Origin of the sequence: Streptomyces sp. NPDC097619 (assembly GCF_040302735.1) — a bacterium.
Taxonomy (GTDB): domain Bacteria; phylum Actinomycetota; class Actinomycetes; order Streptomycetales; family Streptomycetaceae; genus Streptomyces.
The window spans coordinates 1-16,264 of record NZ_JBEOSD010000093.1 but is presented as its reverse complement, the minus strand read 5'-3'; the positions used below and the strand labels follow the sequence as shown (position 1 = coordinate 16,264).

General features: G+C 74.1%; 14 protein-coding genes and 2 tRNA genes. 15 read left to right on the top strand and 1 reads right to left on the bottom strand.

Features of this window, described 5'->3' with window-relative positions; genetic code table 11:
• The first annotated feature begins 61 nt into the window (after positions 1-61).
• The 14 genes from ABTZ17_RS23515 (at position 62) to ABTZ17_RS23450 (ending at position 14,603) form a co-directional block, all read left to right on the top strand.
• Entirely contained in the window at positions 62-226 is a 165-nt protein-coding gene (locus tag ABTZ17_RS23515) for a hypothetical protein (protein WP_352197662.1), read from the top strand.
• Positions 227-264: 38 nt separating this feature from the next.
• Positions 265-882, top strand: coding sequence for a nicotinate-nucleotide adenylyltransferase (gene nadD, locus ABTZ17_RS23510; protein ID WP_352197661.1), 618 nt, complete (start codon positions 265-267; stop codon positions 880-882).
• A gap of 23 nt (positions 883-905) precedes the next feature.
• Complete coding sequence (locus ABTZ17_RS23505) at positions 906-2,759, top strand: LCP family protein (protein WP_352197660.1); 1,854 nt, start codon at positions 906-908, stop codon at positions 2,757-2,759.
• Between the two features lie 164 nt (positions 2,760-2,923).
• A complete protein-coding gene (gene rsfS / locus ABTZ17_RS23500) occupies positions 2,924-3,370 on the top strand; it encodes a ribosome silencing factor (RefSeq protein WP_352197659.1) in 447 nt (148 codons plus the stop codon).
• Positions 3,367-4,014 carry a histidine phosphatase family protein gene (locus ABTZ17_RS23495; protein WP_352197671.1) on the top strand — a complete coding sequence of 216 codons (648 nt, stop codon included), beginning with the start codon at positions 3,367-3,369 and terminating at the stop codon, positions 4,012-4,014. The genes rsfS and ABTZ17_RS23495 overlap by 4 nt, the downstream gene beginning before the upstream one ends.
• A 134-nt stretch (positions 4,015-4,148) precedes the next feature.
• Positions 4,149-4,221: transfer RNA gene (locus ABTZ17_RS23490), tRNA-Ala, on the top strand.
• Positions 4,222-4,355: 134 nt separating this feature from the next.
• Complete coding sequence (locus ABTZ17_RS23485; protein ID WP_352197658.1) at positions 4,356-4,589, top strand: hypothetical protein; 234 nt, start codon at positions 4,356-4,358, stop codon at positions 4,587-4,589.
• A gap of 167 nt (positions 4,590-4,756) precedes the next feature.
• A tRNA-Ala gene (locus ABTZ17_RS23480) sits at positions 4,757-4,829 on the top strand.
• A gap of 253 nt (positions 4,830-5,082) precedes the next feature.
• Positions 5,083-7,953, top strand: coding sequence for a leucine--tRNA ligase (gene leuS / locus ABTZ17_RS23475; protein ID WP_352197657.1), 2,871 nt, complete (start codon positions 5,083-5,085; stop codon positions 7,951-7,953).
• A 177-nt stretch (positions 7,954-8,130) separates the two neighbouring features.
• On the top strand, positions 8,131-8,883 hold the full coding sequence (locus tag ABTZ17_RS23470; protein WP_352197656.1) for a hypothetical protein: 753 nt from the start codon (positions 8,131-8,133) through the stop codon (positions 8,881-8,883).
• Positions 8,884-9,164: 281 nt separating this feature from the next.
• Complete coding sequence (locus ABTZ17_RS23465) at positions 9,165-10,010, top strand: DegV family protein (protein ID WP_352197655.1); 846 nt, start codon at positions 9,165-9,167, stop codon at positions 10,008-10,010.
• 461 nt (positions 10,011-10,471) lie between these two features.
• A complete protein-coding gene (locus ABTZ17_RS23460) occupies positions 10,472-11,113 on the top strand; it encodes a ComEA family DNA-binding protein (RefSeq protein WP_502994805.1) in 642 nt (213 codons plus the stop codon).
• Positions 11,114-11,238: 125 nt separating this feature from the next.
• Entirely contained in the window at positions 11,239-13,968 is a 2,730-nt protein-coding gene (locus ABTZ17_RS23455; protein WP_502994808.1) for a ComEC/Rec2 family competence protein, read from the top strand.
• A complete protein-coding gene (locus ABTZ17_RS23450) occupies positions 13,881-14,603 on the top strand; it encodes a YceI family protein (RefSeq protein ID WP_502994807.1) in 723 nt (240 codons plus the stop codon). Before ABTZ17_RS23455 ends, ABTZ17_RS23450 begins: the two co-directional genes overlap by 88 nt.
• Before the next feature lie 82 nt (positions 14,604-14,685).
• On the opposite strand, the gene ABTZ17_RS23445 is transcribed toward ABTZ17_RS23450, so the two are convergent.
• Entirely contained in the window at positions 14,686-14,937 is a 252-nt protein-coding gene (locus tag ABTZ17_RS23445; RefSeq protein ID WP_352197654.1) for a hypothetical protein, read from the bottom strand.
• A 40-nt stretch (positions 14,938-14,977) separates the two neighbouring features.
• On the opposite strand from ABTZ17_RS23445, the gene holA reads away from it, so the two are divergent.
• Complete coding sequence (gene holA / locus ABTZ17_RS23440; RefSeq protein WP_352197653.1) at positions 14,978-15,970, top strand: DNA polymerase III subunit delta; 993 nt, start codon at positions 14,978-14,980, stop codon at positions 15,968-15,970.
• Positions 15,971-16,264: the final 294 nt, after the last annotated feature.

The following is a 16,264-nucleotide window of genomic DNA, read 5'->3' as shown; positions in this document are numbered from 1 at the left end:
GTGCGCGAAGTCTCCCGCTCGATCCCAGACAGACGTCTCCGAACCGATAGGTCTCCGACTGATGAGCCTCTCCAGCACTGCCCACAGCCTGGTCACCCTCGCCTCCGGGGGCGCCGAGCACGGCGGCAACCACGACAGCCTCAACCCGTACCTGACCGGCGGCGCCGCGTTCTTCATCCTGATGCTGCTCCTGTGGATCACCACCCGCCTCAACCGCGACCGCTGAGTCAAGGCCGCGCCACCGGGCCAGTAGGCTCTGCACGCATGGGAGAGCAGGAAGTGCCTACCGGTCCGGTCAAGCGTCGCATCGGCGTGATGGGCGGGACGTTCGACCCGATCCACCACGGACATCTGGTGGCCGCCAGCGAGGTGGCCGCCCTTTTCCACCTCGACGAGGTGGTGTTCGTACCGACCGGCCAGCCGTGGCAGAAGTCCCACCGGGCCGTTTCGGCGGCCGAGGACCGGTACCTCATGACCGTGATCGCCACGGCCTCCAACCCGCAGTTCTCGGTGAGCCGCATCGACATCGACCGCGGCGGTCCCACCTACACGATCGACACGCTGCGGGACCTGCGTTCCCTCAACGACGACGCGGACCTCTTCTTCATCACCGGCGCGGACGCCCTGGCCCAGATCCTGACCTGGCGCGACGCCGAGGAACTGTTCTCGCTCTCGCACTTCATCGGGGTGACGCGGCCGGGGCACATACTGACCGACGACGGACTGCCCGAGGGCAAGGTCTCCCTCGTGGAGGTACCGGCGCTCGCGATCTCGTCCACGGACTGCCGCGACCGCGTGGCCCAGGGCGATCCCGTCTGGTACCTGGTGCCCGACGGCGTGGTGCGCTACATCCACAAGCGTGAGCTGTACCGGGGCGCCTGAAGGTTCCGGAGAGAGGGGCACCGGTGAACGACCGACAGGACCCGTACGACGGGTACCAGGCGTACCCGGGGGAGCAGCAGCTCATCGGCTACGACGCCTACGGCCGGCCGATCTACGGCCCGGCCCAGGGACAGCAGGCCCCGCAGTACGACCAGTACGAGCAGCAGCAGCAGCCCGCTGCGTACGGGGAATCCGATCACTACCCGCAGTACGGGCAGCAGCAGTACGCCCAGGAGCCCACCGGCCCCGGCTACGGCTACGACGCCTACGGCGCGGCCGCCCCGCCGCAGGACCCCTCCGGATACCCCCCGCAGGCCGGCTACCCCGCCTACCCGGACCCGCAGCAGTACGCCCAGGACCCCACCGGCCCCGGCTACGGCTACGACCCGGACGCCACCGGCGCCCACCCGGCCGGCGGCTACGCCCAGCAGGCGCAGCAGGGACGGCAGACGGGCCTCGCCGAGGCGCACCCGGAGGAGCCCGAGGCCACCGCCGGGCAGTGGATCCCGCAGCAGTCCCCGCCCCCCGGCGGCGCCGACGCCGAGGACCGGGGCGACGGGCCCGGCGGACCGGGCGCCCAGGTGCCCGAACCCCGCCGCTCCGACGCCACCGGCACCCCCGACTACCGCACCGAGCAGTTCGCCTTCCTCGACCAGCCCGACGGCGACTCCGAGGACGTCATCGACTGGCTCAAGTTCACCGAGAGCCGCACCGAGCGCCGCGAGGAGGCCCGCCGGCGCGGCCGCAACCGCGTGGTCGCCCTCATCGTGGTCCTCGCCCTGTTCGTGATCTCCGGCGTCGGCTACCTGTGGGCCACCGACCGCATCCCCGGCCTCGGCGGCGGTGCCGACGGCGCGCAGGGCACCACGGCGGGCCCGCAGAAACGCGACATGATCGTCGTCCACCTGCACGACACCAAGAAGGGCGGCACCTCCACCGCCCTGCTCGTGGACAACGTCACCACCAAGCGCGGCGCCACCGTCCTGCTCCCCAACGCCCTCGCGGTCAACGCCGACGACGGCACCCCCACCACCCTCGGCAAGTCCGTGGAGGAGGACGGCCTCGGCGGCACCCGCGAGTCCCTCGACGCGATGCTCGGCACCCGCATCGAGGGCACCTGGCGCCTGGACACCCCCTACCTGGAGAACCTGGTCGAGCTGGTCGGCGGCATCGAGGTCGACACCGACACCGCCGTCCCCGCCGTCGCCAAGGCCAAGACCCCCGCCGTCGCCAAGGGCGAGAAGCAGAGCCTCAGCGGGGCCATGGCCGTCGCGTACGCCACCTTCCAGGCCCCCGGCGAGCCCGAGACCCGCCGCCTCCAGCGCTTCGGCACCGTCCTGTACGGGGTGCTGCGCAAGCTCCCCGACGACCCGCAGGCCGCCACCGTCACGGTGGAGACCCTCGCGCAGATCCTCGACCCCTCGCTCACCGAGAAGGACCTGGGCAGCGCCCTGGCCCGGCTCGCCGAGCACGCCAAGATCGGCGACCACACCACGCGCGTGCTCACCGTGAAGGACGACGGCTCCCTCCCCGAGGAGGGCGGCACCGCGGTGGTCAAGGAACTGCTCGGCGGCGCGGCCAAGGCCCCCGAGCCCGGGGCCATCCCCCGGGTGGGCCTGCGGAACGCCACCGGCAGCGAGCAGAGCGGAACCAGCGCCCGGGTCGCCCTCGTCAACGGCGGCTACACCTTCGTGGACGGCGGCAAGGCCGCCGAGAGCTCCGCCTCCCAGGTCACGTACGCCGATCCGACGCAGAAGACCAGGGCCGAGGAGGTCGCCAAGACCCTCGGGCTGCCGGCCGGCGCGGTGAAGAAGGCCGAGTCCCCGGTGAACGCCGACGTGGTGGTCGTCCTGGGCACCGACTACAAGGCCCCCTGAGGCCCCACGACCACGGCCCCCGCGGGCGCCCCACGGCGCGCCGGGCGGGGGCCGCGGCGTCTCCGGAGGGGCCCCCGGACCCCCGGGGCGGCTTCCGAGCGGGCGGCGTCGGCAGTACATGAGACCCTTGGAGGGATCTGCCCTCCGACCCGAAAGCATGGCTTGTGACCGCCACGGACCGCTCCATCGAGCTCATCACCGCCGCCGCCCAGGCCGCGGCCGACCGGCTCGCGCACGACATCATCGCGTACGACGTCAGCGACGTGCTGTCGATCACCGACGCCTTCCTGCTGGCCTCGGCGCCCAACGACCGCCAGGTCAAGTCCATCGTCGACGAGATCGAGGAGAAGCTCCTCAAGGAGCTCGGCGCCAAGCCGGTCCGCCGCGAGGGCGACCGCGACGCCCGCTGGATCCTGCTCGACTACGTCGACATCGTCGTCCACGTCCAGCACAGCGAGGAGCGGGTCTTCTACGCCCTGGAACGGCTGTGGAAGGACTGCCCCGAGATCGAGCTGCCCGAGGACGCCAAGCTCACCAAGGGCAAGGCCGAGGAGCACGCCAAGCTGCGCGCCGCCCAGGGGGACGACGACCTGGACGGTGATCTGTTCTGAGCACGACCAGGCCCGGCCGCCGGATCGTCCTGTGGCGGCACGGACAGACCTCGTGGAACCTGGAGCGCCGCTTCCAGGGCTCCACGGACATCGAGCTGACCGACGCGGGCGTGGCGCAGGCCCGCCGCGCGGCCCGGCTGCTGGCCTCGCTGCGGCCGGACGCCATCGTGGCCTCCGACCTGAAGCGGGCCGCGGCCACGGCCGCCGAGCTGGCCGAGGTGACGGGCCTGACGGTGACCCACGACTCCGGGCTGCGGGAGACCTACGCCGGTGAGTGGCAGGGCCTCACGCACGAGGAGATCGTCGAGAAGTACGGCGAGCAGTACGCCGCGTGGAAGCGCGGGGAGCCGGTCCGCCGGGGCGGCGGCGAGCTGGAGACCGAGGTCGCCGACCGGGCGGCCCCCGTGGTCCTCCGGCACGTCGAGGCCCTCGGCGAGAGCGGCACGCTGGTCGTGGTCAGTCACGGCGGCACCATCCGCACCACCATCGGACGACTGCTCGGTCTGGCGCCCGGTGACTGGGAGAGCCTCGGCGGGCTCTCGAACTGCTGCTGGTCGGTGCTGGGCGAAGGGGCCCGGGGCTGGCGGCTGCTGGAGCACAACGCCGGCACCCTCCCCGAGCCGGTGCTCGGCGACGACGACTGAGGCCCTGGGACCGGGTCCGGACGGCCCCCCGGAGGGGCCGCCGACCCGGATTTCACTTTCGGGTCGATCGCAGGCTAGAGTTCTTCTTGTTCGCAGCGAAGAGCGCAGGAAACAGCGGGAAACAAGCGAACTGCGGGGCTATAGCTCAGTTGGTAGAGCGCCTGCATGGCATGCAGGAGGTCAGGAGTTCAATTCTCCTTAGCTCCACAATCAGGATCCCGTCCCCAACAGGGGGCGGGATCCTTGCTTTTTCTTCCCCCTGACGAGCTGCTTCCGGCATGGCAGAATCGGACGGCCGGAGGGGGAGTCGACGGCCCGGAGCGGGAGGGAGTCGCTGAGGGATGGGTGCACACCGGCGCCGGTGCGACTGGTGCGACAACGGGACGCCGATCGTGCGGGACATGGATCCGGTCAACCACGACTACCAGTACTGGTGCGAGGAATGCGCGCGGGCGCTGATCATAAAGGGCGACCCGATCGAGACGTACCGGGAACTGGAGGGGGAGCCGATCTACGGCCGCCTCCTCGACGAGCACTGCACGCTCAAGCGGTTCTACCAGTTCGCCAGCGCCTGACGGTGGGTCCGGGGGCGCGGTCGAGGGCCGACCAAGACCGACGAACCGGACAAACGACCCCCCACGGAAACCGATTTTGGAGTCCGGCCGGGTCCGTGTAATGTTCTGGGTGTCGCCAGGGGGAACCGGCAAGGGAAACCGAGAAGGGGCCCGAGCGACACAGGCAAGGGGCTATAGCTCAGTTGGTAGAGCGCCTGCATGGCATGCAGGAGGTCAGGAGTTCAATTCTCCTTAGCTCCACAGTGAAGAAGCGGGCCACCCGGATCGGGTGGCCCGCTTCTCGTTGTGCGGTCGTCCGCGCGGCCGTCGGGGCCCCTGCGGTACCCTGGCGCCATGCGTGCCGTACGTCTTCTGCTTACCGAGCCGCGCTGATCAGTACCGGGCCTGCGGTATCCCCAGGCCGGCATCGGCGCGGCGTCCCCTCCTGTGCGAGGGGTTTTTTCGTTGGGGCAGGCAGAGACGGCAGAGACGATCGATGGAGCTTGTAGGAATCATGAGCGAGACGAACAGCCCGGCCCCCGAGGCGGCCGAGGCGCACCGTTACACGGCTGCCATGGCCGCCGACATCGAGGCACGCTGGCAGGACGTATGGGACGCGGAGGGCACCTACGAGGCGCCCAATCCGACCGGCGACCTGGCCGGGGACCCCGCGGTGGCCGCGCGGCCGAAGAAGTTCATCATGGACATGTTCCCGTACCCCTCGGGCGCCGGTCTGCACGTCGGCCACCCGCTGGGCTACATCGCCACCGACGTGTTCGCCCGCCACCAGCGGATGACCGGCCACAACGTCCTGCACACCCTGGGCTTCGACGCCTTCGGCCTGCCCGCCGAGCAGTACGCCGTGCAGACCGGCACGCACCCCCGGGTCTCCACCGAGGCCAACATCGAGAACATGAAGAAGCAGCTGCGTCGGCTGGGCCTGGGCCACGACAAGCGCCGCTCCTTCGCCACGATCGACCCGGACTACTACAAGTGGACCCAGTGGATCTTCCTGCAGATCTACAACTCCTGGTACGACACCGAGGCGAAGAAGGCCCGCCCGATCGCCGAGCTGGTCGCCGCGTTCGCCGACGGCACCCGTGAGGTCCCCGGGGGCCGCGACTGGGCCGCGCTGACCGAGGCCGAGCGCGCCGCCGTCCTGGACGGCCACCGCCTGGCGTACTCCTCCGACGCCCCGGTCAACTGGTGCCCCGGGCTGGGCACCGTCCTGGCCAACGAGGAGGTCACCGCCGACGGCCGGTCCGAGCGCGGCAACTTCCCCGTCTTCAAGTCCCGCCTGAGCCAGTGGAACATGCGGATCACCGCCTACGCGGACCGCCTGCTGGACGACCTGGACGAGCTGGACTGGCCCGAGGCCATCAAGCTGCAGCAGCGCAACTGGATCGGTCGTTCCGAAGGCGCCCGCGTGGACTTCGCGCTGGGCGACGAGGCCGTCACCGTCTTCACCACCCGCCCCGACACCCTGTTCGGCGCCACCTACATGGTGCTGGCGCCCGAGCACCCGCTGGTGGAGAAGTTCGTCCCGGCCGCCTGGCCCGAGGGCACCCACGCCGTGTGGACCGGCGGCCACGCCACCCCCGCCGAGGCCGTCGCCGCCTACCGCAAGCAGGCCGCCGCCAAGTCCGACGTGGAGCGGCAGGCCGAGGCCAAGGACAAGACCGGCGTCTTCACCGGCGAGTACGCGGTCAACCCGGTCAGCGGCGAGAAGGTCCCCGTCTTCATCGCCGACTACGTGCTGATGGGCTACGGCACCGGCGCCATCATGGCCGTCCCCGCCCACGACTCCCGCGACTTCGAGTTCGCCCGCGCCTTCGAGCTGCCGGTGCGCTGCGTCGTCGAGCCCACCGACGGCCGCGGCACCGACACCGCCGACTGGGAGGACGCCTTCGTCGCCCACGAGGCGAAGCTGGTGAACTCCGCCAACGACGGCATCAGCCTGGACGGGCTGGGCGTCACCGAGGCCAAGGTCGCCATCACCGACTGGCTGACCGAGCGCGGCATCGGCGAGGGCACCGTCAACTTCCGCCTGCGCGACTGGCTGTTCAGCCGTCAGCGGTACTGGGGCGAGCCCTTCCCGATCGTCTACGACGAGGACGGCATCGCGCACCCGCTGCCCGAGTCCATGCTGCCGCTGGAGCTGCCCGAGGTCGACGACTACTCGCCGCGCACCTTCGAGCCCGACGACGCGGCCTCGCAGCCCGAGACCCCGCTGTCCCGCCGCGAGGACTGGGTCCACGTGGAGCTGGACCTGGGCGACGGCCGGGGCGTCCGCCGGTACCGCCGCGAGACCAACACCATGCCCAACTGGGCCGGTTCCTGCTGGTACGAGCTGCGCTACCTGGACCCGCACAACTCCGAGCGCCTGGTGGACCCGGCGGTCGAGCAGTACTGGATGGGCCCCCGCGAGGGCGCCCCGCACGGCGGTGTCGACCTGTACGTCGGCGGCGCCGAGCACGCGGTGCTGCACCTGCTGTACGCCCGCTTCTGGTCCAAGGTGCTGTTCGACCTGGGCCACGTCTCCTCCGCGGAGCCGTTCCACAAGCTGTTCAACCAGGGCATGATCCAGGCGTACGCCTACACCGACGAGCGCGGTGTGTACGTCCCGGCCGCCGAGGTCGAAGAGCGCGACGGCGCCTGGTGGTTCGAGGGCAAGCAGGTCAAGCGCGAGCACGGCAAGATGGGCAAGTCCCTGAAGAACGCCGTCACCCCCGACGAGATCTGCGAGGAGTACGGCGCGGACACCCTGCGCCTGTACGAGATGGCGATGGGCCCCCTGGACGTGTCCCGTCCCTGGGACACCCGCGCCGTCGTCGGCCAGTACCGGCTGCTGCAGCGCCTGTGGCGCAACGTCGTCGACGAGGAGTCCGGCGCCGTCACGGTGACCGACGCCGAGCCTGGCGAGGACACCCTGCGCGCGCTGCACAAGGCCATCGACGGGGCCGGCGCGGACCTGGCGGGGCTGCGCTTCAACACCGCCATCGCGAAGATCACCGAGCTGAACAACTTCCTGACCAAGGCGGGCGGCCCGCTGCCCCGCTCGGTCGCGGAGCCCCTGGTCAAGCTGGTGGCCCCGCTGGCCCCGCACATCGCCGAGGAGCTGTGGCACCGACTGGGCCACACCGACTCGGTGGTCCACCAGGACTTCCCGGTCGCCGACCCCGCCTACGTGGTGGACGAGACCGTCACCTGCGTGGTCCAGGTCAAGGGCAAGGTCAAGGCCCGCCTGGAGGTGCCGCCGGCGATCTCCGAGGAGGAGCTGGAGAAGCTGGCCGTCGGCGACGCGGCCGTGGTCGCCGCCCTGGGCGGGGCGGAGATCCGCAAGGTGATCGTCCGCGCGCCGAAGCTGGTCAACATCGTCATCTGACGGCCGTCCGGCCCCGTCCTCGGACGGCGGACCGGCCGCTCCGACGGAGCGGGTTCTCCCCCGGCGTAGGGGAGAACCCGTACGGGCAGGTTGGGGGTTCCGAGGGAACCACCGACCTGCCCCTTCCGTTTACGGTGGAGGGACACGGAGCACACCGGGCCAGGGGAAGGGAATCCGATGGAGGTCACGGCGTTGATCGTCTTCGCGCTGCTGATGCTGTTCGCCGTGCTCGGCCTCGGCGCGTACGCCACCGTCAAGGCGGTCGGCGCCGCCAAGCGCGGGGTGGACCGGACCCTCGCCGAAGCCCGCCGCACGGTCGAGGACACCACCCTGAAGGCCCGCAGCCTCGGCCAGGTCGGCGTCGGCGGCTCCCTGGCCCAGCTCCGTCTGGACCTGCGGACCTCGATGCGGGCCACCCAGACCGCCCTGGAGGAGGGCGCCCGACAGGACGCCTCGCTGCGGGAGTCCCTCAGCCTCTTCGCGCGGGTCAGCGCGCACGGGCACGAGCTGGACGAGGAACTGCGACGCCTGGAGCGGGACCCGGACAAGAGCCGGGTCTCCCAGGCCCTGCCCGAGCTCCGCGAGCGCACCGCGCAGCTCACCCGCGCCGCGGACTCGCTCCGCTGGGCGGCCCGGGACCGGGCCCGGCAGTTCGCCGACCAGGACCTGGCCCACCTGATGACCGAGGTGGAGATGGAGTCCGGGGCCCTGCGCGACTGGTCCCGACCCGCTCACGAGGGGCCCGCCACCGGCACCGCCCAGGGCTCCCCGGCCGTCGGGGAGGCCCGTGGCACGAGCGCTCCCGGCCCCGCCCACACCGGAGCGGAGGGCACCCCCGCCGCGGCGCAGCCCGCGTTGGACGCGCCCGGGGCGCAGTGGAACACCCCCTATCCCTGGCAGAAGACCCCCCGCCCGGAGGGCACCGTCTGAGACGGTGCCCCCGTCCACCCCGTCGCCGGACGGGGCCCGACGGGTGTACTGGGCACGGGGCGGGGGCCCGCGCCTCCGCACCGGGGCGGCCCTGCCGACCGGACGGGCGCGGCCCGGTGCCCGTGCCCGCCGGTTTCCCCTGGTGGCGGCCTGCCGACAGGGGCCGGCGTCACGCGGGGGCCGACCCGGGGGCGGGAGGCAGGGGTCCCTTAGGGGATGTGTTCGGACCACCCGTTGGTCCGGGCTGCCGCCGGTGGCCGCCTCCCGGTAACCTCCCGCTCATGTCCCGCCATGTCGCGATCATCACCGATTCCACGGCCTACCTGCCCCGACAGGCGATGCGGCGGCACGGTATCACCGCCGTCCCGCTCACCGTGGTCCTCGGCGACGAGGCCCTGGAGGAGGGCACGGAGATCTCGGCGCGGTCCCTCGCCCTGGCGCTGCAGAAGCGCCGCCCGGTCACCACCTCCCGGCCCGGCCCCGAGGAGTTCGTCCGCGCCTACCGCGAGGCCGCCGAGGCCGGGGCCACCGGCATCGTCTCCCTCCACCTCTCCGCCGAGTTCTCCGGCACCTACGACGCGGCCGTCCTCGCGGCGGCCACCGCCCCGGTACCCGTGCGGGTGGTGGACACCGGCATGGTGGCGATGGCCCTCGGCTTCTGCGCCCTGGCCGCGGCCGAGACCGCGGAGGCGGGCGGCAGCGTCGACGAGGCCGTCGCGGCCGCCGAGAAGCGGGCCGCCGGCATGTCCGCCTTCTTCTACGTGGACACCCTCGACTACCTGCGGCGCGGTGGGCGCATCGGCGCGGCCCAGGCCCTGCTCGGCTCCGCGCTCGCCGTGAAACCGCTGCTCCAGCTGGACGGGGGGCGGATCGAGCCGCTGGAGAAGGTGCGGACGGCCTCCAAGGCCATCGCGCGGCTGGAGGAGCTGGCCGTGGACCGGGCCGGCGCGGGCAGCGTGGACATCGCCGTGCACCACCTGGCCGCCCCCGAGCGCGCCGAGCGGCTGGCCGGGCACCTGCGCGAGCGGGTCCCGGCCCTGGGCGAGCTGCACGTCAGCGAGGTCGGGGCGGTGATCGGGGCGCACACCGGGCCGGGGTTGCTCGCCGTGGTGGTCTCGCCGAGGTAGCCGCGTCGGGCGGGGTTCCGTCCCTCGAAGGGGTGAGGCGGTTTTCCACAAGAGGCCCGCTGTCCACCGGAACCTGCCGGTCCGAGCGGGAAGTCCGGCCCGCCGCCTAGCTTCGGGGCATGACTCTTCGACAGCGGCACGAGCTCGGGTTCGAGCGTGGGTACGACGGCGGGCACGACCGCGGACATGTCCGTGGACGTGGGCGGGGACCTGCTCGTGGACATGAGCGCGGACACGGTCGCGGAGATGAGGGGGGACGGCGCGGGCGGCTGCCGGATCTCGTGGCCGCGGTCGTCCGGCAGCGCGCCGAACGCATGGTGGCGGGGGTCCGGCCCGGACCAGGACCCGGACCCGGACAGGGACCGGGACCAGAACCACCCGGCGGGCCGCCGGGTGGACAGGACGGCGGACGGACACGGGAGCCGGCTCCGGTCCCCCTCGCGACGTCCGGGGGCCGGGCCTTGGGGGAGGCGCTGCGGGACCGGCTGCCGGTGTGGCTCCAGGCCCGGTGCGCCGTGCGGCCCCGTGGCGTGGCCGCGGTGGGCCTGGTGCTGTTGTTGGCCGTCGGCTTGGCCGTGCACCACCTGTGGAGCGGACGGCCCCGACCGGTGGCCGCGCCCCGGGTCGTGGTCGCGGGAGCGGCGGCGACGCCCTCCCCGGCGGCCCGGATCGTGGTGGACGTGGCGGGTCGGGTGCGGCTGCCCGGGGTCCGACGGCTCCCGGCCGGTTCCCGGGTCGAGGACGCCCTCGCCGCGGCGGGCGGGGTGCGGCCGGGGGCCGATCTGACCGGGCTCAACCGGGCCCGGGTGCTGGTGGACGGGGAACAGGTCCGGGTGGGGCTGCCCGCTCCGCCCGGCGGGGAGCCGCTGCCCGGGGGCGGTGGAGGCCCGGCCGGTCCGGGCGGGGTCGGGGCGCCGGTGAGCCTCGGGACGGCCACGGTGGAGCAGCTCGACGGGCTGCCCGGGGTCGGGCCGGTCCTGGCGGGGCACATCGTGGAGTTCCGTACGGCGCACGGGGGTTTCCGTTCGGTCGAGGACCTCCGGCAGGTGGACGGGATCGGCGACCGCCGGTTCGCGGAGCTGCGGAAGCTGGTCACCCCGTGACCGGGGTGTCGGCGGCCCGTGCCGTCGCCGGCGCCGCTCGGGCGCCCGCGGGCGGCACGGGGCCGACCGCTCGGGCCCGGCCGCGGGCACCGGACGGGGAAGGCCCGGCGGACCTCCGGTTGGTGGTGCCCGCCCTGGCGGCCTGGGCGGCCGCGGCCCTCGCCCTCGGGGCGGCGGCCGGGGCGGTGGCCCTGGGGGTCTCGGGGTGCCTGCTGGGTGCCGGGGCACTGCTGGTGGCGGGCGTTCGGAGCCGGAACGACAGGACCGGTCGGGCCGGTCCGGCCGGTGGGGCCGTTCGGACGACGGGGACGGGAGCGGGGCGGGGCCTGGCCGGGGCGGGTGCGGCGGTGCTGCTCTGCGCGGCGGCCGGGGCCGCGGCGGCGGGGCTGCACGCGGCGCAGGCCCGGAGCGGGCCGGTGGCCGCGCTCGCGGAGGCCCGGGCGCGGGTGACGGTGGAGCTGGAGGTCACCTCCGACGCGCGGCGCACCCGTTCGGGTCCTCCCGCCGTGCTGGTCGAGGCCCGGGTGCTGCGGGTCGAGGGGCCGGCGGGCACGCGGGCCGAGGTGCGCACCCCGGTGCTGGTCCTGGCCCGGCACCCGGGATGGGAGCGGTTGTTGCCGTCGACACGGGTGCGGGTCGGCGCCCGGCTGGCCCCGCCGACGGACGCGGCCGGTCGGGCCGTGGCGGTGGTCCGGGTGAGCGGGGACGGGCCCCCGCCGGTGCGCGCCGGTCCGAACGCCCTCCAACGGGCGGCCGGATCCCTGCGGGCCGGACTCCGCACCGCCACCGAGGGGCTGCCGCCGGACGCCCGGGCGCTTCTGCCGGGCCTCGTGGTGGGCGACACCTCACGGGTGCCCGAGGACCTGTACGCGGCGTTCCTCGCCACCGACCTGGTGCACCTGCTGGCCGTGTCGGGCTCCAACCTCACCGTGGTGCTCTTCCTGCTCATCGGTCCGCCGGGGGCGGCCTCGCGGACGGAGCGGGGCGGGCTGGCGCCGCGGCTCGGGCTGTCCCTGCGCGGCACGGCCCTGTGCGGGGCGGGGCTGGTCCTGGCCTTCGTGGTGGTGTGCCGGCCCGAACCGAGCGTGGTGCGGGCCGCCGCCTGCGGGGCCGTCACCCTGCTCGCCATCGGGACGGGGCGGCGCCGCTCGCTGCTCCCCGCGCTGGCCGCGGCGGTCCTCCTGCTGGTCCTCCTCGACCCGTGGTTGGCCCGCAGCCTCGGCTTCCTGCTGTCGGTGCTGGCCACCGGTGCCCTGTTGACCCTGGGGCCGCGCTGGAGCCTCGCCCTGCGGCGGCGGGGCGTCCGGCCGAGGCTGGCCGAGCCGCTCGCGGCGGCGCTGGCCGCCCAGGCCGTCTGCGCGCCCGTGGTGGCCGCGTTCGCGGCCCGGGTCAGCCTGGTCGCGGTGCCCTGCAACCTGCTCGCCGAGATCGCGGCCGGTCCCGCGACGGTGCTGGGCTTCGCGGCCCTCGCGGCGGCCGCCGTGTGGCTGCCCGCCGCACAGGCCCTGGCCTGGTGCGCGGGGCTGCCGGCGGGCTGGATCGCGGCGGTGGCCCGGACCGGGGCGGGGCTGCCGGGGGCGGAGGCGGCCTGGCCGGGCGGGGTGGCGGGCGGGGCCCTGCTGGTGGTCCTGACCCTGGCGGTGGTCCACGGAGCCGGGCGGCTGCCGCGGCACCGCCTGGTGTGCGCGGTCGCGGCCCTGGCGCTGCTGGTGGCCGTGGTGCGGCCGGTGCCGCTGACCCGGGTGCTGACGGGCTGGCCCCCGCCGGACTGGCGGTACGTGCAGTGCGCCGTCGGGCAGGGGGACGCCGGGGTGATCGCGGCCGGGCCGGGGGCGGCCGTGGTCGTGGACACCGGACCCGAACCGGGCCCGGTGGACCGCTGCCTGGCCATGCTCGGCGTCACCCGGGTACCGATGGTGCTGCTCACCCACTTCCACCAGGACCACGTGGGGGGACTCGCGGGGGTGTTGCGGGGCCGCTCCGTCGGGCTGATCCAGACCACCGGACTCCAGGAGCCCGCCCCGCAGGCCCGGACGGTCCACAGGACGGCGGCCGCCGCCGGGGTGCCCGTGGTCCCGGCCGTCGCGGGGGAGGCCCGGCGGGCCGGCCCCGCGGAGTGGCGGGTGCTGTGGCCGCCCGCCGCACCGCTCCCGGGGACGAATCCCAACGACGCCAGCGTGGCCCTGCTCGTGCGCACGGGCGGTGTCCGGCTGTTGCTGCTGGGGGACCTCGAACCGGCCGCCCAGCAGGCCCTGTTGAGGGAGGGTCCGGAGCCGGGGCCGGTGGACGTGCTGAAGGTGGCGCACCACGGGTCCGCCCGCCAGGATCCGGAGCTGGCCGCCCGGGTCCGGCCACGGCTGGCGCTCGTACCGGTCGGCGCGGAGAACCGGTACGGGCATCCCGCGCCCCGCACCCTGGGGCTCCTGGAGGCCCTGGGCGCACGGGTGTTGAGGACCGACACCGACGGAGCGGTGGCGGTGGTGGGCAGTGGTCCGCAACTCCGAGCGGTGGCTTCGGGGCGGCACCGGCGGGTCCGTTTGCCCGGATCTCGACAGCATGATCGAATGCGTTTTCGCCAGAGGGCGGAGACTTCAGACAGCACGGGGGTGCAGCCGACATGTTCGGTCGCCGGCGGGGGCATGAGACGACCGGAAACGAGACCACCGGAGGGACCGGTGACCTTCCCGGGGCGGGGTGGCTCGGCTGCCGGGTCCTCGACGGGTTCGGGCAACCGGTCCGGCAGGCCCGGTGCGAGGTCACGGACCACATCGGGCGTCCGGTGGTCAGTGGGGAGACGGATCCCTACGGGGGTTTCACGGCGGGGATGCCGGAGGGCGGGTACCGGCTGGAGGTGACGGCCGAGGGCTTCGCCCCGTACCGGGGCACGGTGCCGGTCACGGCGGACGGACCCACCGGCCCCGGGGAAGTGGTGCTGGAAGCGGTGGACCCGCCGCTGCTGCCCCGGCCGGGGCACTGGGAGATCGAGCCCGCGCACTCCGCCGTCGGCTTCACCGCCCGACACCTCGGGATCGCGCGGATCCACGGCCGGTTCAACAGCTTCGCGGGGGCGGTGCGCGTCGCGGACCGCATGGAGGACTCCTCCATGCACGTGATCATCGACGCGGCGAGCATCGACACCCGGGTCCGGATGCGGGACGAGCACCTGCGGTCCTCGGACTTCCTGGACGTGGCCCGGCACCCGACCATCGAGTTCTACAGCGAGCGGTTCATGCACCGCACCGGCAGCCGGTGGGCGGTGGCCGGTGCGCTCACCCTGAACGGCGTGAGCCGCTCGGTCACCCTGGACACCGAGTACCTGGGGCTGGGCACCGGACTGGAGGGGGAGACCCGGGCGGCCTGTCGGGCCTCCGCCGTGCTCCAGCGCGAGGACTTCGCCCTGACCTGGCAGTCCGTGTTGGCCCACGGGGTACGGGCCATCGGCTCGGAGGTGGAGATCGTCCTCGACGTGCAGGCGGTCCGGAAGACCTGAGGAGGGGCCGCGGCCGAGAGGCTTCGAGCGCCGTTCGCCGCCCCCGCGACGGGCGGTGTCGGCGGTCGGGCGGGGCGGGCGGTCAGTCGTTTTCGAGCCAGCCGTCGTGGTCGGCGACGAGGGCGTCCAGGGCGGCCGGGTCCAACCGGCCGTCGGGGTCCTCGACGACCACCAGCCACTGGGCGTCCTCCGCGTCGTCCTCGCCCGCCAGGGCGTCGCGGAACAGCTGGGGTTCCTCGGCCGGGCCGAAGCGGGCGGAGACCTCCTCGGCCACCTCTTCGGCGGCGTCGCGGTCGGGCAGTACCAATACGTGTCGAGCGTTCACGGGGATCATTCTCGTGCACTGTCACCGCCGCGTGGGATGCTGGACCGCGATGGCCACGAGGAAGAACCCCACCGACGATCCGCTCGCCCCGCTCACCCTCGCGGTGGGCCAGGAGGAGCTGCTGCTCGACCGCGCCGTGCGGGAGGTGGTGGCCGCCGCCCGTGCCTCCGACCCCGACACCGACGTCCGCGACCTGGCTCCCGACCAGCTCCAGCCGGGCACCCTGGCCGAGCTGACCAGCCCCTCGCTGTTCGCGGAGCGCAAGGTGATCGTCGTGCGCAACGCGCAGGACCTGTCGGCGGACACCGTGAAGGACGTCAAGGGGTACCTGGGGGCGCCGGCGGAGGAGATCACGCTGGTGCTGCTGCACGCGGGCGGGGCCAAGGGCAAGGCCCTGCTGGACGCCGCCCGCAAGGCGGGGGCCCGCGAAGTGGCCTGTCCGAAGATGACCAAGGCGGCGGACCGACTGTCCTTCGTGCGGGGCGAGTTCCGCACGTTGGGGCGGTCCGCGACGCCGGCCGCCACGGAGGCGCTGGTCGACGCGATCGGCAGTGACCTGCGGGAGTTGGCCAGCGCGGCCGCGCAGTTGTGCGCGGACGTGGAGGGCACCATCGACGAGGCCGTCGTCGGCCGCTACTACACGGGCCGGGCGGAGGCGTCGAGCTTCACCGTGGCCGACCGGGCCGTGGAGGGGCGGGCCGCGGAGGCCCTGGAGGCACTGCGCTGGTCCCTGTCCACCGGGGTGGCGCCGGTCCTGATCACGAGCGCGCTGGCGCAGGGGGTCCGGGCCATCGGCAAGCTGGCCTCGGCACCGCGGGGCGCCCGGCCGGGGGATCTGGCGCGGGACCTGGGCATGCCGCCCTGGAAGATCGACCGGGTCCGGCAGCAGATGCGCGGCTGGTCCGCGGACGGGGTGGCGACGGCGCTGCGGGCCGTCGCCGAGGCCGATGCCGGGGTCAAGGGTGGTGGGGACGACCCCGAGTACGCCCTGGAGAAGGCCGTGGTCGCGGTGGCGCGGGCGGCGAGGGTCGGGCGGGGCTGATCCCGGGCGGGGCCGCCGATCCTGGGCGGGGCCGCCGGGATTCGGGGCTCGGGTGTGGGCTCGGCCTGCGGGCCGGTGGTCGCTCTTCGCGCAGTTCCCCGCGCCCCTGGGGTGGTGGCGGTGCGTGTTCGGCCTGCGGGCCGGTGGTCGCTTTTCGCGCAGTTCCCCGCGCCCCTCGTTCACCGCGGCCCGCGGGAAAGGCGGAGGCCCCGGGCGCTGCCGCCCGCGCCCCCGCCCTGTTGGAGGCCACGGCCCCACACGTGAACGTCCCCGCCACCCTCGACGCGTCCGATC